We start from the raw sequence: 14,848 nt of genomic DNA, 5'->3' as shown, positions 1-14,848 counted from the left end.
GACCACCTGCCGCGACGCCACCGGCGACGACCTCGATCGCCGCGCCCCGCCCAGTCGTCCGGCCTGCCTCCGGCGGGAGTATTTTTGACGAAGAGAAGCCAGGGGGCGCTCTTCCCGTGGCTTCTCTGGTTTCAAAATACCTCGGGGGTGAATTGGCCGTAGGCCAAGAGGGGGCTGGCCCCCCTCTTTGCTTGAAGCCGGCGCCGCGCCGGGTGGCCCGGACGACCTCAGCCCCGCGCGCCCTTCGGCATCGGGGTGGTGCCGCGGTTGTACGGGGTCCAGTCCTCGATGTCCGGATACCAGGCGCGCCGCCAGGACCGTACCTTCGGGTTCATGATGCGGCGCCAGAGCGGCGGCACCATCGCGGCCATGGTCATGATCGGGTAGCCATAGGGCAGCTGCGGCGCCTCGCTCTCCTGGTAGGTCTGCAGCAGGGGAAAGCGCCGGTCGGGCTTGTAGTGATGATCGGAATGGCGCTGCAGGTTGATCAGCAGCCAGTTGGTCGCGGTGTGGGCCGAGTTCCACGAGTGATGCGGCCGCACGTGCTCGTAGCGGCCATCACCCAGGTGGCGGCGGGTCAGCGCGTAGTGCTCGACATAGTTGGTCAGCTCCAACTGCCAGATCGCCACCCCCGCCTGCACCACGAAGAACAGCAGCCCCGGCCAGCCGCCGAGCAGCAGCGCCAGCGCCAGCATCGCCGCCTGAAGGGCGCCATATTTCCAGAACGGGTTGCGCCGGTGCCACCATGGCAGCCCGCGCCGCGCCAGCAGCGCCGCCTCGGCGCGGAAGGCCGAGACCGGGCTTTCCCGCAGCACCCGCGGGTAGAAGCGGTGGAAGCCCTCGTTGTAGCGCGCCGTCACCGGATCACGCGGGGTGCCGACCCAATGGTGATGCACCAGCAGGTGCTCGGAGCGGAAATGCGAGTAGAGCACCATAGCCAGCAGCGCGTCGCCGAGATGACGCTCGAGCTTGTTGCGCTGGTGCAGCAGCTCATGGGCGTAGACGATGCCCACCGAGCCGGTCATCACCCCGGTCCCGAACATCACCCCGAACGTCTCCCAGCCGTTCAGATGCGCAGCCCCCGGCACGTAGCAGATCAGTGAGACCAGCGTCACGAACTGCACCGGCGCCCAGAGCATCACCCCGGCGCGGTACCAGATCAGGTGCCGCTCCTCGGTCTGCGGGTCGGCATTCTCGGTGTTGAGGCCGAGCGCCGCGTCGAGCGCCGAGAACAGGTACCATGTCGCCAGTGGCGGCAGCAGCACCCAGAGCCCGCCCTTCACGGCGCCGATCCAGACCAGCGGCGGCAGGATATAGGTCAGCCAGAACGGCGCGGCCGCCCCGATGCGGGCAATCCTGTCCGACGAGATCATTCGGCCTCCTTCTCTGCTGCTCCCCTGTGCGCATGCGGGCCGAGACTAGCCCGCTGCCCGGGCGGCGTCACGGCCCCAGCGCCGGTCGCGGCAACAAAACCCGGCGGGCTGGCCTTTCTGCCTCAGCCGCCCCTGGCGAGATCGTAGGCCTTGCGCATCACCGTGGGCAGATCCTTGGGATCGAAATCCTCGGCATCGACGAATTCCCCGCGCGTGGGCGGGCGGTCCATCGGCACCAGGGCTGTCTTGACCGTCAGGCGCAGGTGAAAATGGGTGAAGGTATGGCGCGCCTCGGCGTTGAGCGCCTTCCACTCGGCGGCGATCGGCGGCGCCTCCTCCGGCGACTCGCCCCACTCGCTGCCGGGCCAGCCCAGCATGCCGCCGAGCAGGCCCTTGTCGGGGCGCCGCTCGAGCAGCCAGGCGCCGTCGACCCGGCGCACCAGGTAGGCGATGCCGAGCCGCGTCGGTTTGCGCTTCTTCGGCACCTTCTTCGGCAGCTCGGCCATCGTCCCCGCCTCCCAGGCGGCGCAGGCGCCGCGCCACGGGCAGAGCCCGCAGGCCGGGTTGCGCGGGCTGCAGATCGTGGCGCCGAGGTCCATCACCGCCTGCGCGTAGCAGCCCGGGCGCTGCTCGGGCGTGAGGGCTGCGGCCATCTCGGTGAGGATCGGCTTGGCCTGCGGCAACGGCGTGTGCTCGTCGTGCAGCCGCGCCATCACCCGCTCGACATTGCCGTCGACCACGGTGGCGGGGATGTCGAAGGCGATGGCCGCGATGGCGCCGGCGGTATAGGGGCCGACGCCCGGAAGGCTCAGCAAGCCTTCGAGATCGGCCGGGAACGCGCCGCCGTGTTCGGAGGCGACCACGCGGGCGCATTTCAGCAGGTTGCGGGCGCGGGCGTAGTAGCCGAGCCCCGCCCAGGCGGCCATCACGTCGGCATCCTGCGCCGCGGCGAGGTCAGAGACCGTCGGCCAGCGCGTGGTGAAGGCCTCGAAATAGGGCTTCACCGCCGGAACGGTGGTCTGCTGCAGCATGATCTCCGACAGCCAGACCCGGTAGGGATCAGGCCGGAGTCCGGCAGCACGGGCGCGCGGGCCCACCCGCCACGGCAGGTCGCGGGCGTGGCGGTCGTACCAGTCGAGAAGATCCGCGGCGCGGGCGGGGTCACGCAAAACTGACATTCCCTTGATTGGATGATTCCGGGCTGGCGCCCGTTGGCGCGGTCACTAGAATAGTGCCGCAGAGAGGGATTCAAGATGCAACGGCGCAAGAGCACCACCAAGGGCTTCGCCCTGACAGCGGGCCTGCTGAAGCAGAACATCCGCAAGGCCAGCGAAAGCCGCGGCTTTGCGCAATCCCGTGTTCTCACCCACTGGGAAGAAATCGCCGGCGCCGACATGGCGGCGATCTCGCGCCCGGTCGAGATCGGCTATGGCCGCGGCGGGCTCGGCGCCACGCTCACCCTGCTCACCACCGGCGCCAACGCGCCGCTGCTGGAGATGCGCAAGGAAGAGCTGCGCGAGCGCGTCAACGCAATCTACGGCTACAACGCCATCGCCCGCATCCGTGTCACCCAGACCGCCGCCACCGGTTTCTCCGAGGGCCGCGTCGCCTTCGAGCACCGCCCCAAGGAACAGGCCAAGCCAGAGCCCACGCCCGAGACCCGCGCCGAGGTGCATCGCGCCACGCAAGGGGTTGGCGACGAAGGGTTGCGGGCGGCGCTTGATCGTTTGGGTGCAAACGTCATAACCAAGTCACATCGCTGAGGCCCGTGAGGGGCTGTCGCAGAAAGAAGGAAGACCCATGAAGCGTATCCTGACCACCGTCGCGCTGGCCGCAACCCTCGCCGCAGGCGGCAGCTGGGTTCTGAACCCCACCGCCCAGCCCCCGCTCGGCGCCGCCGCGGCGCAGGACGCCACGGTGACCGACATGACCCTCGGGCAGGCCGACGCGCCGGTCGAGATCATCGAGTACGGCTCCTTCACCTGCCCGCACTGCGCCACCTTCGAGCAGGAGGTCTTCCCGCAGATCAAGGAAGACTACATCGACACCGGCAAGGTGAAGTTCACCTTCCGCGAGGCTTATTTCAACAAGTACGACATGTGGGCCTCGCTGATGGCGCGCTGCGGCGGCGAGATGAAGTATTTCGGCATCGTCGACATGATCTACGAGACCCAGAACGAATGGGCCCGCCAGAGCACCGAGGCCGGCGTCGCCGACGCGATCCGCAAGATGGGCCTGCAGGCCGGCATCGGCAAAGAGCAGCTCGATGCCTGCATGCAGGACGGCGAGCAGCTCAAGGCGCTGGTCGGCTGGTATCAGCAGAACGTCGAGGAAGACGGTTTCAACTCGACCCCGTCCTTCATGATCGACGGCGAGCTGCACACCAACATGCCCTACAGCGAGTTCACCGAGATCCTCGACGAGCGTCTCGAAGCCGCGCAATGACCTCGGCACCACGCGGCCCCCTCGAGGGGGTGAAGGTCATCGAACTGGCCCGAATTCTGGCCGGCCCCTGGGCCGGTCAGATTCTGAGCGACCTCGGCGCCGAGGTCATCAAGATCGAAGCGTCGCGCGGCGACGACACCCGCAAGTGGGGCCCACCGTTCATCGACCGCGAAAGCGAGCGCTCGGCGGCCTATTTCCATTGCTGCAACCGGGGCAAGCACTCGGTGGTGGTCGACATCTCCACGCCCGAGGGTCAGGCGCAGGTGCGCGAGCTGGTGGCCGATGCGGATATCCTGATCGAGAATTTCAAGGTCGGCGGCCTCGCCAAGTACGGGCTCGACTTCGCCTCGCTCTCGCAGGTGAACCCCGGCCTGATCTACTGCTCGATCACCGGCTTCGGTCAGGATGGCCCCTACGCCCACCGCGCCGGATATGACTACATCATCCAAGGCATGTCGGGCTTCATGTCGATCACCGGCACGCCAGATGGCCAGCCGCAGCGCGCCGGCGTCGCGATCACCGACCTGTTCACCGGGCTCTACTCGGTCTCGGGCATCCTCGCCGCGCTGCACCAGAAGCAGCGCACCGGCAAGGGCCAGCATATCGACATGGCGCTGCTCGATTGCGCAGTGGCAGCAACGGCGAACCAGGCGATGAACTATCTCGCCACCGGCGAGGCGCCCGGGCGCACGGGGAATTACCACCCCAACCTCACGCCCTACCAGGTGTTCGACTGCTCCGATGGCTACATCATCATCGCCACCGGCAACGACCCGCAGTATCAGCGGCTCTGCCGCCTGCTCGGGCTCGACGACCTGGCCGAGCATCCCGATTACCTGACCAATGCCGATCGCATCGCCAACCGCACCTCGCTGGAGGCGCATCTGATGGCCGAGACCGGCAAATGGACCAAGGCCGATCTGCTCGCCGGCTGCGAACGCGAGGGCATCCCCGCGGGACCGATCAACGATCTCTCCGAGGTCATGGCCGATCCGCAGGTGCAGGCCCGCGGCATGCAGATCTCGCCCGAGGGCGTCCCGGGCGTGCGCTCGCCGTTCAAGTTCTCGGATGCCGAGCTGTGCCTCGACAAGGCCTCGCCCAAGCTGGGCGAAGGCTGAAGCGCTTGCCCCGGCCGCTCTCACGAGGGGCGGCCGGTGGCCACGGGCTCAAGGCTCGGGACTCAGAGCTCGATGGTGCCGAGCACGCTATTCTGCGGCAGCCGCGCCACTTCGACACCGCCCTCGACGCGGCGGAGGTTGTAGCCGTAGCCCCGCATGCGAAACCGCCATTCGGTCTCGGTCAGGGTCTTGGCCCGCTCGTTGATCAGGAAATCCCGGACCTCGCTCAGGTCCTCGGTCATCTTGTTCTCAGCAAACATCACACTCTCCACTACGCCAATCACTGAACCCAGCCTGCCGCCGGATTGCGGCGCGAATGCGGAGACGTGGAGAATTTTTCGAGAATTGGAAACGCTGCGTTTCCGACCCGCCGCTCAGCTCTGCGCTTCCGGCCCGGCCGGCGCGACCCGCCGCTTCAGCACCGCCTCGCGCCAGGTGATGAACAGCACCGCGCCCATGATGATCGCACCGCCCAGGACCACCCAGGGATCGACCGGCTCGGCGAAGAAGATCGCGCCCACCAGCACCGACCAGACCAGTTGCAGGAAGGTCACCGGCTGGGTGACCGTCACCGGCGCGGCGGCGAAGGCCAGCGTCATCGCGTAATGCCCGCCGGTGGCAAAGCAGGCGACGAGGAAGAGGATGCCAAGATCGCCCCAGGACGGCGTCACCCAGACGCTCCACGCGAAAGGAAACAGCCCGATCGTCACGGTGATCGAGAGCAGCGCCACCACGACGGCGGCGCTCATCTCGCCCGAAATGATCTTGGCGATGAGGTAGGAGACCGAGAACAGCAGCGCTGTCCCCAACATCGCGAAATGGCCCGGGTCGAGCTCGCGGAAGCCCGGCCGCAGGATCAGCAGCGCGCCGCCCAGCGCCACCACGATGGCCATGATGCGCCGCATCGCCAGCCGCTCGCCAAGCACGAAGACCGCCAGGATAGTGACATAGACCGGCGTGAGATAGTTCATCGCCGTGACCTCGGCGATCGGGATCCGGGTCATCGCGAAGAACCAGCAGATCACCCCCACGGTCTGCGCCGCCCCGCGCAGCACCACCAGCCAAAGCTGACGTTTGCTGAGCCGCAGCGCGGCGAGGCTGCGCCAGGCCGGCAGCAGGAAGACCAGCCCGAAGATATAGCGCAGGAAGGCCGATTCCGCCGCCGGGACGCGCCCGGCCAGCAGCTTGACCAGCGCCGTGACGCCGACGAAGCACAGGCCGGTGACGACCATCCAGAGAATGCCCCTTACCGGGGCGGAAACAGCGCTCATGCGATGGTGTTAGACCACGAACAATCTCTCGAAAAGCGGAAAGCTCGCGGCGATAGCGTCCATGCCGCCGAGCACCAGCCTGGCCGCCAGCGTCCACATGATCCCCGCCATGGCCAGATCCAGCACCTGCCAGGCCCGTGGCCGGGCGAAGACAGGCGCCAGCGCGCGCGCGCCGTAGCCCAAGCTGAAGAAGAACAGGAACGAAGCACTGACGGCGCCAAGCCCGAAGGCGGCGGGCTGGTCGTATTGCGCCGAAATCGCGCCCAAGAGCATCACCGTATCGAGATAGACATGCGGATTGAGCCAGGTGAAGGCGAGGCAGGTCAGCACCGCCGCCCTGAGGCTCAGCGCCGCCCGCCCCTCGCCCATCGCCTCGCCACCGCGCCAGGCCGAGCGCAGGCTGCGCGCGCCGTACCAGGTCAGGAAGGCCGCGCCGAAAAGGCGCATGGCGGGCTCGAGCCCCGGGATCGCCTGGGTCAGCGCGCCGAACCCCGCGATGCCCGCGACGATCAGCACCGCGTCGGAGAGCGCGCAGATCAGGCAGACCGGCAGCACATGCGCCCGCATCAGCCCCTGCCGCAGCACGAAGGCGTTCTGCGCGCCGATCGCCACGATCAGCGAAAGCCCGAGGGCAAATCCCGCCAGCGCTGCCTGCATGTCTCTTTCCTCCATCTGTCGGCAAGGGCAGGTAGCATGCGGCGGGCGCGACAGCCTAGTTAAAGAAATTTAGTTCTGTTAAGTCTGGCTAATGTCGTTCGATCCCCAACAACTGGCCGCCCTCGACGCGGTGCTCCGGCTCGGCAGCTTCGATGCTGCCGCCGCGGAGCTGCATGTCACGCCCTCGGCGATCTCCCAGCGCATCAAGGCGCTCGAAGACCGGGTCGGTGGTGCCTTGGTGGTGCGCGCCGCGCCCTGCACCGCCACGCCCACGGGCGCAAGGCTCGCCCGCCACGCCGGCGAGGTGCGGCTGCTCGAGGCGGCGCTGGCCCGCGATCTCGAACTGCCCGGCACCCCTGCCCGGCTGCGCCTCGCGATCAACGCCGACAGCCTCTCGACATGGTTCCTGCCGGCGCTTCTGGGGCATGACCTGCTCTTCGACATCGCGGTGGATGACGAGGCGCATTCCGCCGACTGGCTGCGCCGTGGCGAGGTCTCGGCGGCGATCACCGCCCATGCCCGCGCAGTGCAGGGCTGCGACGCCTACGCGCTCGGCAAGATGCGCTACGTGGCGACCTGCGCGCCGGGCTATTACGAGAGGCATTTCAAAGCTGGCGTCACCACCGAAGCCTTCGCCCGCGCGCCAATGCTGCAGTTCAACGCCAAGGACGCGCTGCAACACGACTGGCTGCGGCGGATCACCGGACAGGCGCTGAGCCCGCCGCTGCACCGGTTGCCCTCGTCGCAGGGCTTTGTCGATGCGGCGCGGCTCGGGCTGTGCTGGGGGCTGAATCCCGAACCGCTGGTGCGCGAGGATCTGGCGCAGGGACGGCTGGTGGCCTTGCGGCCCGACCAGCCGCAGGACGTGGCCCTCTACTGGCAGGTCAACCGGCTGGTGGCGGGCGCGATCACCGGCCTCACCGACGCCGTGCGCCGCGCCGCAAGCGCCGCGCTGGTGCCGGCCTAACCGGCCTCGGTCTCGACCTCGTCGAGCCCCAGCGCGATCACGCCCCCCAGCGCGCTCAGCGCGGCAAACCCCGCCAGTGCCGCGATCGGCCCGATCCAGGCCAGTGCGCCGCCGAAGGCGCCTGAGAGCAGCAGCAGCCCGCCGATCAGCGTGTTGGCGAGTGCGGCATAGCGCGAGCGGGCATCCTCGGGCGCCATGTCGACAAGGTAGGTCGAGCGCCCCTGACGGACGCCGTGATAGGCGATCATCAGCGCGAACAGCAGCAGCGGCGTCACCCAGATCGCCGCCCCCGCCACGCCGGTCAGGCCTGCCAGCACCGCCAGCGCCATCGCCGCGGCGCCGGAGAAGCCGGAATACATCAGCACCTGCCGCGACGAGCGGTCCGAGAGCCGCCCCCAGACATAGGAGCTGACGAAGGAGGCCGCCGCCGAGGCGAGCACCAGCGCGCCGAGCTTCTGCAGCGCGCCCTCGCCGGTGTCGAGCAGCACGATATAGGGCGGCGCCAGCGCCGTGGCGGTGAGCGCCCCGCGGGCATAGACGAAGCGGCGGAACTGGCCATCCTCGCGGAATGGCGAGAGGTCGATGGCCGGGGCATCGCCGGTCTCTTCCGAAGCCTCTTCCTCAAGCGTCGAGAACAGCGCCGCCGCCCCGAACCACAGCAGCGCCGCGAGGCCCACGGCGAGCGCCAGGGGCGTCACGTCCTGCAACAGGCCGGTCATCAGCAGCAGCGCGAAGAGGATCACCCCCGCCGAGGCAACAGAGGCGGCGGTGCCGGTCACCGCGCCGCGCCGGGTCTTCTCGATGGTCTTGCCGAGGATGTCCTTGAAGCTCACCGAGCAGGCCGCGCGCGACAGCGCGAGGAAGGCCAGCAGCACGCAGAGCGCGACCCCGGCGGCCCAGCCCTCAAGGGTGAAGGCGACCGCAACCATGAGCGCGGCGGCGATCCCCTGCCCCAGCGAGCCGAACACCCAGGCCCATTTGCGGTGCCTCAGCGCCTCGACCCGATGCGCCAGCAGCATCTGCGGCAGCAGCGCGCCGGCCTCGCGGATCGGCACCAGCAGCCCAACGAGGACCGCCGGCGCGCCCAGCGCCTGCGCCAGCCATGTCAGCACCAGCTTGGGATTGATCAGGCCATCGGCCAGCTTGGTCATGGACAGCGACACGACGTGGCGCAGGCCGTTGCGGGCCTCCTCCGCCGGCACCTCGCCATCCGCCTCGCTCAATGCCGCAAAGGCGCGGCCTGCCAGCTTCCCGTCCATCTGTCCCTCACCTCGCATCTCGCTGGGGTCATGGGAGGGATGTAATCCGGCCGTGGCCGGCGTCCATCAGCCGATGCTGCGGGCCAGCACGCGGCTGATCGTGGTCAGGCTCTCGCCGCTCTCGGCGGCCCAGGCGTTGAACGCCTCCTGCATCGGCTGCATCGCCTTGCGGGAGCCCGGCGGTTTGTCGATCACGCCCTCCGCCACCAGCCGCGCCACCACATCCTTGCTCAGCATGTAGCCATCCTTGCCCATGCTGCGCAGCAGGTAGGCGCCGGTATTGCCGCCAAGCCGGGCGCCCTCGCGCTTCAGCCAGTCGAGCAGCCCGGCGAAATCCTCTCCCGGCCAGTCGGCCATCTTGCGCCCGAAGCCGCCCTCTGTCTCGCTGACACGCCGGATGAAGGCGGCGTTGTCGCGGATGGCGGCGATCTTCGGGCCCGAGCGGATCACCCGCGTATCGGTGAGCAGGCCGTCGAAGCGCTCCTCCGACATCAGCGACAACGGCCCCACCTCGAAGCCGTCAAACGCCTCCTCGATGCCGGGCCACTTGGCCTCGACCACCTTCCAGCTGATGCCGGCCTGAAAGATCCCGCGCGCCATGCCGGCAAGCCAGCGATCATCGGGGATGGCCGCGATCTGATCCGCACTGCGCGGCGCGGGCGCATCGCCCAGCACCGCCTCGCGGCTGCCCTTGCGCGCGATGGCGATGGCGAGAATATCGTCGAATGAACGCATGAGGCCCCTCCGGCAGGCTCTGGATCGCGTCCAGAGTGCCGAAGGGGCCCGGTCAGGTAAAGCGCCATGCGCGGTGCACGTCAGTCGTTGGCGGCGGGAGCCGTCTCCATCTGCGTGCTGCCGGCCTCGGTCTCGGTGGCGGCGGCGGGCTCGGTGGTCGCGGCGGCGGGCTCGCTGTCATCGGCGGCCGCAAAGACCCAGGCCAGCCAGCCCACCAAAAGGATCGCGACGATCCCCAGCCCGCCCCAGATGCCGACCAGGGGGCCCTTGTGCTGCTTTTCCTGCGTCTTGATGTTGGTGTCGGGTGCCGACATGGGAATGCTCCTCTCGAATTCAATTTTTGAGGCCACACGGTTGTGGCTGATGACTTGCGGACCTAACACTTCGCCATCGGGCGCAGTTCCTGCGCCGCCCCCGCCGACAGGATGAAGACGCATGAAAGACGCAAGCCCGCAGACGATTTACCTCAAGGATTACACACCCTTCGGCTGGCAGGTCGCGGATGTTCACCTGACCGTGAAGCTCGCCCCCAAGGCCACGCGCGTGGTCTCGCGCATCCATTTCGTGCCCAATCCCGGCGCGCCCGCGCAGGACTTCTTCCTGCACGGCGAGGAGCTCAAGCTGATCCGCGCCGCCATCAACGGCAGCGAGGTCACGCCCGAGCTGACGCCTCAGGGCCTCAAGTGCCAGGTGCCCTCCGGCCCGTTCCTGTGGGAAAGCGAGGTCGAGATCGCGCCGGCCGAGAACACCGCGCTCGAGGGGCTCTACATGTCGAACGGCATGTATTGCACCCAGTGCGAGGCCGAAGGCTTCCGCAAGATCACCTACTACCCCGACCGCCCCGACGTGATGGCGACCTTCACGGTGCGCATCGAGGGCGACGAGCCGGTGCAACTGTCGAACGGCAACCCCACCGACAGGGGCGAAGGCTGGGCCGAGTGGCATGACCCGTGGCCCAAGCCCGCCTATCTCTTCGCGCTTGTGGCCGGCGATCTGGTCAACCATCCCGGTGAATTCACCACAATGTCGGGCAAGGATGTCGAGCTCAACATCTGGGTCCGCCCCGGCGACGAGGGCAAATGCGCCTTCGGCATGGAGGCGCTCAAGGCCTCGATGAAATGGGACGAGGAGGTCTATGGCCGGGAATACGATCTCGACATTTTCAACATCGTCGCCGTGGATGATTTCAACATGGGCGCGATGGAGAACAAGGGGCTGAACATCTTCAACTCCTCCTGCGTTCTCGCCTCCCCCGAGACCTCGACCGACGCCAATTTCGAGCGCATCGAGGCGATCATCGCGCACGAGTATTTCCACAACTGGACCGGCAACCGCATCACCTGCCGCGACTGGTTCCAGCTTTGCCTGAAGGAGGGTCTGACGGTCTATCGCGATAGCCAGTTCACCTCCGACATGCGCTCCGCCGAGGTCAAGCGGATCTCCGACGTGATCGACCTGCGCGCCCGCCAGTTCCCCGAGGATCAGGGCCCACTGTCGCACCCGGTGCGCCCCGAGAGCTTTCAGGAGATCAACAACTTCTACACCGCCACGGTCTACGAGAAGGGCGCCGAGGTGATCGGCATGCTCAAGCGGCTGGTCGGGGATGAGGCCTATGGCAAGGCGCTGGATCTGTATTTCGAGCGCCATGACGGCGACGCCGCCACCATCGAGGATTGGCTCAAGGTGTTCGAGGATGCCACCGGGCGTGACCTGACGCAGTTCAAGCGCTGGTACGCGCAATCGGGAACGCCGCATCTGAGCGTCTCCGAGGCCTATGCCGACGGCACCTTCACCCTGACCTTCAAGCAGGACACGCCGCCGACCCCGGGCCAGCCCGAGAAGGCGCCGCAGGTGCTGCCCATCGCCGTGGGCCTGCTCAACCCCAATGGCGACGAGGTGGTGCCGACCACCGTGCTCGAGATGACCGAAGGCGAGCAGAGCTTCACCTTCGAGGGGCTCAGCGCGCGGCCCGTGGCCTCGATCCTGCGCGGCTTCTCGGCGCCGGTGGTGCTCGACCGCGAGAGCTCGGCGGAAGAGAAGCGCTTCCTGCTGGCGCATGACACCGACGCGTTCAACCGCTGGGAGGCGAGCCGCGATCTCGCCCGCGCCTGCCTCTTCGCCATGGTGACCGAGGGCGCCGGGCCGGATGTCGCGTGGATCGACGCGCTCGAGCAGGTGATCCGCGACGGCGACCTCGATCCGGCCTTCCGGGCGCTGATGCTGGCGCTGCCGACCCAGTCGGAACTGGCGCAGATGCTGCACGCCAAGGGCGTCACCCCCGACCCCGACGCCATCCACGCCGCCGCCGAAACCCTGCGCAACGCCATGGCCGAGCGCTGGTCTTCGCTGCTGCCCGAGCTGATGGCCGCGACCCGCGTCACCGAGCCCTACAGCCCCGACGCGGAACAATCGGGCAAGCGGGCGCTCGGCAACGCCGTGCTGTCGCTGCAGACCCGGCTCGATGGCGGCACCGCCGCGCAGGCGCAATATGACGCCGCCGACAACATGACCATGCAGCTGAGCGCGCTCTCCTGCCTGATCATGGCCGGCGCCGAGCAGGCCGCGCTGGCGGCCTTCGAGGAGCAGTGGAAGGACGATCGTCTGGTGATGGACAAGTGGTTCGCCCTGCAGGTCGCCGCCACCCGTCCCGAGAACGCCGCCCCGCGCGCCGAGGCGCTGACCAAGCGGCCGGATTTCGACTGGAAGAACCCCAACCGCTTCCGCGCGGTGATGGGTTCGCTGGCGATGAACCACGCCGGCTTCCACGCCAAGGACGGCAGCGGCTACCGCCTGCTCGCCGAGTGGCTGATCAAGCTCGACGGCAAGAACCCTCAGACCGCGGCGCGCATGTGCTCGGTGTTCCAGACCTGGAAACGCTACGACGCGGGACGTCAGGCGCTGATGAAGGCCGAGCTCGAGCGCATCGCCGCCAAGCCCGACCTGTCGCGCGACGTGACCGAGATGGTGGGCCGGCTGCTGTCCTGAGGTCGCATCATACTTGACGAATGGCCGGTGCACCCAGCTCCGGCCGACCATGTCTGGCCGCCACGCCGTGCGGAGCGATCGCTCCGCACGGCGATCTCCGCCGCGGCACATCTTCGCCTCAGGTCAACGGGCCTTGATGCCAGCGCCCTCGCTGAAGACGGAATCGGCTTCGAGATCGCATCGCCACAGAAGGATCACCGCGGCAGTCGCGGCGAGGAGACCATAATCCGGCGGAATAGTCAGCAACGCACCTGTGCTTCCGCCAATCACCCCCCAGAGCACGGGAGACACGAAGAGCGTGCCGGCGCCAGTCCCCCGCAGGATCATGAGTATGCCGAGCGTAAACATCGTGGTCGGATTGGGCGAAACGCCGAGGAGCTGCAGCGACAGAGCGCCCTCTTCTGACCACCACCCGAGCAGCGGATAGAGAAAGAGCCCGTAGGCCATGATGCCAAGCGCGAGGACCGAGAGAAGATCGCGCCGGATCTCGGCGCGCAGCTCGGTGGTCAACGCGAACAGGATCAGAAACACTCCCTGCAAGGCGTAGGATGGAGAAAAGATGGCGGATGTCCAGGAAATGCCCCTGATGAAATGACCTCCGAAATAGCCGATCCCGCAGACGATCCACATGATGCCGAGCAGCAGCAGGACAATCTTCATCGAACGGTCTTTGCCGTTCAGGCAGAGGACAAATATCAGCAGGCCCGCATGATAGGCCAGCAGCGCGAAGGGCCATGCCGCCGCGTTCCAAGCCGCGAAGATCGCATCGAACTCATCGCTAGTGAACGGCATAAGCCATCTCCCGGTCCAATCTGCGTGCTGTCCGGAAAGGCTCCCACGAGTGCCCACGACGGTCAATCCTGCAGGTCGCGAAAAGCCGGCGCGCCCTGCCGGCTTTGCCAAGGGGAGTTGGGTTTGCCTCGACAAGGGCAGCCCTTGCGAGAGCTGGCTCAGCAGACGCAAAAAAGGGGGCCAATTGGCCCCCTTTTTCATGCGCAATGCTGCGCGCGCTCGACAGGTTTGCGCCAGGGCGCGGATTGTCTTGGTTATTGTGCCGTGGCGTCCTGAGACTCGGTTGTGCCCGAAGTGGCGATGATCGGGTCCTGCGTCGGGCGCAGGATGGCGCCGTCAACGCTGTAGGCGATCACGCCGTCATGGGCGGGCAGCGCGGCCATAATCGCGTCTTCGCCCCAGCTGTCGGGGCGCGCCACCGGCTTCAGCGAGCGCGGCAGGCCGGCGCAATAGGGCTGCGCGCGGGTCCAGGCGATCATGTCCTCGCGCTTCTTGCGCGAATGAAACGGCCCCCAGTCGGCGGCGACGCCGCGCATGTTCTGGCTGACCACGCCGTCGCGCTGCACCGTCTTGGCCATGATGCGCAGACCGCAGGTCAGGTTGAGATGCGGGTCCTTCAGCTCGGCGCCGGTGCCGGCCTGGCAATCGTAGAGCCGTGCCGTCGAGGGCAGGATCTGCAGCAGGCCGTACCACAGGCCGCCGCCGCCAACGGCGGTCGGGCGGTAGGTGCTCTCGTGCTTGGCGAGCGCCGAGACAAGGCCGATCCAGAACGCCTCGCGATCCTCGCGACCGGCGCTCGGATAAGCCGGGCACCAGGTTGCGATGTCCTCCGGCACGATCTCGGGCAGGTTGCTGGCCGGGCCGCGCAGCGCCGACAGCGCCGCAAGCGACCAGGTGCCGCGCTCGCCGGAGGTGCCCCAGCGCGCTTCGGGGATCGTCATGCTCCGCTCTTGCGGGCGTACGGAGTGAACGACGGCCTGGAGAGAGTATCCGGGCGGCATCGGGGCGGGTTCTGACCAGGCGGCGCTTGCGAAGAACAGGGCCGACAGAACTGTGAAGAGACGTGGCAGCATATCGGGAGAATTGCCACAGGGTGTGGGTTCGGTAAAGCGCAGCTCTCGCCGCAGCTGAACCCCGTGGGAACAAGATTGCCGAAACCTTCGTTAAACCATTGGGACTCTTCGTGATAGCGGACCAAGAAACGTCGGCGGATTGCCGCCGCTAGACCCACTCCCTGCCCTCAATG

Annotated in this window: 15 protein-coding genes; 5 read left to right on the top strand and 10 right to left on the bottom strand. The window is 67.7% G+C overall.

The window, feature by feature from the left end; genetic code table 11:
- Positions 1 to 227: 227 nt before the first annotated feature.
- Together KUV62_RS06795 and mutY are read right to left on the bottom strand one after the other, a co-directional pair.
- Positions 228 to 1,373 (bottom strand): alkane 1-monooxygenase, encoded by a 1,146-nt coding sequence (locus KUV62_RS06795; protein ID WP_222602914.1) that lies wholly within the window; start codon positions 1,371 to 1,373, stop codon positions 228 to 230.
- A 122-nt stretch (positions 1,374 to 1,495) separates the two neighbouring features.
- Positions 1,496 to 2,542 (bottom strand): A/G-specific adenine glycosylase, encoded by a 1,047-nt coding sequence (mutY, locus tag KUV62_RS06790; RefSeq protein WP_222602913.1) that lies wholly within the window; start codon positions 2,540 to 2,542, stop codon positions 1,496 to 1,498.
- Positions 2,543 to 2,626: 84 nt separating this feature from the next.
- On the opposite strand from mutY, the gene KUV62_RS06785 reads away from it, so the two are divergent.
- The 3 genes from KUV62_RS06785 to KUV62_RS06775 are packed head-to-tail and all read left to right on the top strand — an operon-like array spanning position 2,627 to position 4,936.
- Positions 2,627 to 3,136, top strand: a complete 510-nt coding sequence (locus KUV62_RS06785; protein ID WP_222602912.1) for a DUF721 domain-containing protein — start codon at positions 2,627 to 2,629, stop codon at positions 3,134 to 3,136.
- 37 nt (positions 3,137 to 3,173) lie between these two features.
- On the top strand, positions 3,174 to 3,818 hold the full coding sequence (locus KUV62_RS06780) for a DsbA family protein (RefSeq protein ID WP_222602911.1): 645 nt from the start codon (positions 3,174 to 3,176) through the stop codon (positions 3,816 to 3,818).
- Positions 3,815 to 4,936, top strand: coding sequence for a CaiB/BaiF CoA transferase family protein (locus tag KUV62_RS06775; protein WP_222602910.1), 1,122 nt, complete (start codon positions 3,815 to 3,817; stop codon positions 4,934 to 4,936). The genes KUV62_RS06780 and KUV62_RS06775 overlap by 4 nt, the downstream gene beginning before the upstream one ends.
- A gap of 62 nt (positions 4,937 to 4,998) precedes the next feature.
- On the opposite strand, the gene KUV62_RS06770 is transcribed toward KUV62_RS06775, so the two are convergent.
- The 3 genes from KUV62_RS06770 to KUV62_RS06760 all read right to left on the bottom strand — a co-directional run bounded on the left by KUV62_RS06770 (position 4,999) and on the right by KUV62_RS06760 (position 6,864).
- Positions 4,999 to 5,196: a hypothetical protein gene (locus KUV62_RS06770; protein ID WP_222602909.1), complete on the bottom strand. Its 198-nt coding sequence runs from the start codon at positions 5,194 to 5,196 to the stop codon at positions 4,999 to 5,001.
- 114 nt (positions 5,197 to 5,310) lie between these two features.
- Positions 5,311 to 6,207: a DMT family transporter gene (locus KUV62_RS06765; RefSeq protein ID WP_261395388.1), complete on the bottom strand. Its 897-nt coding sequence runs from the start codon at positions 6,205 to 6,207 to the stop codon at positions 5,311 to 5,313.
- A gap of 9 nt (positions 6,208 to 6,216) precedes the next feature.
- Positions 6,217 to 6,864 carry a LysE/ArgO family amino acid transporter gene (locus KUV62_RS06760; RefSeq protein WP_222602908.1) on the bottom strand — a complete coding sequence of 216 codons (648 nt, stop codon included), beginning with the start codon at positions 6,862 to 6,864 and terminating at the stop codon, positions 6,217 to 6,219.
- 91 nt (positions 6,865 to 6,955) lie between these two features.
- Here KUV62_RS06760 and KUV62_RS06755 point away from each other — a divergent pair, with 91 nt between their 5' ends.
- A complete protein-coding gene (locus tag KUV62_RS06755; RefSeq protein WP_222602907.1) occupies positions 6,956 to 7,831 on the top strand; it encodes a LysR family transcriptional regulator ArgP in 876 nt (291 codons plus the stop codon).
- Here the strand turns inward: KUV62_RS06755 and KUV62_RS06750 are convergent.
- The 3 genes from KUV62_RS06750 to KUV62_RS06740 all read right to left on the bottom strand — a co-directional run bounded on the left by KUV62_RS06750 (position 7,828) and on the right by KUV62_RS06740 (position 10,139).
- Complete coding sequence (locus tag KUV62_RS06750) at positions 7,828 to 9,090, bottom strand: MFS transporter (RefSeq protein WP_222602906.1); 1,263 nt, start codon at positions 9,088 to 9,090, stop codon at positions 7,828 to 7,830. The two genes, KUV62_RS06755 and KUV62_RS06750, sit on opposite strands and share 4 nt — an antisense overlap.
- Before the next feature lie 66 nt (positions 9,091 to 9,156).
- Entirely contained in the window at positions 9,157 to 9,825 is a 669-nt protein-coding gene (locus KUV62_RS06745) for a DNA-3-methyladenine glycosylase I (protein WP_222602905.1), read from the bottom strand.
- 80 nt (positions 9,826 to 9,905) lie between these two features.
- Positions 9,906 to 10,139 (bottom strand): hypothetical protein, encoded by a 234-nt coding sequence (locus KUV62_RS06740; RefSeq protein WP_222602904.1) that lies wholly within the window; start codon positions 10,137 to 10,139, stop codon positions 9,906 to 9,908.
- A 121-nt stretch (positions 10,140 to 10,260) separates the two neighbouring features.
- Here KUV62_RS06740 and pepN point away from each other — a divergent pair, with 121 nt between their 5' ends.
- A complete protein-coding gene (gene pepN, locus KUV62_RS06735; protein ID WP_222602903.1) occupies positions 10,261 to 12,810 on the top strand; it encodes an aminopeptidase N in 2,550 nt (849 codons plus the stop codon).
- Between the two features lie 123 nt (positions 12,811 to 12,933).
- Here the strand turns inward: pepN and KUV62_RS06730 are convergent, their stop codons facing one another.
- Together KUV62_RS06730 and KUV62_RS06725 are read right to left on the bottom strand one after the other, a co-directional pair.
- A complete protein-coding gene (locus KUV62_RS06730) occupies positions 12,934 to 13,602 on the bottom strand; it encodes a DUF6064 family protein (RefSeq protein ID WP_222602902.1) in 669 nt (222 codons plus the stop codon).
- A gap of 254 nt (positions 13,603 to 13,856) precedes the next feature.
- Entirely contained in the window at positions 13,857 to 14,543 is a 687-nt protein-coding gene (locus KUV62_RS06725) for a transglycosylase SLT domain-containing protein (protein WP_261395384.1), read from the bottom strand.
- Positions 14,544 to 14,848: the final 305 nt, after the last annotated feature.

The sequence above is a fragment of the Salipiger bermudensis genome (assembly GCF_019801965.1).
Lineage (GTDB): Bacteria > Pseudomonadota > Alphaproteobacteria > Rhodobacterales > Rhodobacteraceae > Salipiger > Salipiger bermudensis_A.
The sequence above is the reverse complement of the archived record's forward strand: the minus strand, read 5'-3'. Positions and strand labels throughout refer to the sequence as shown.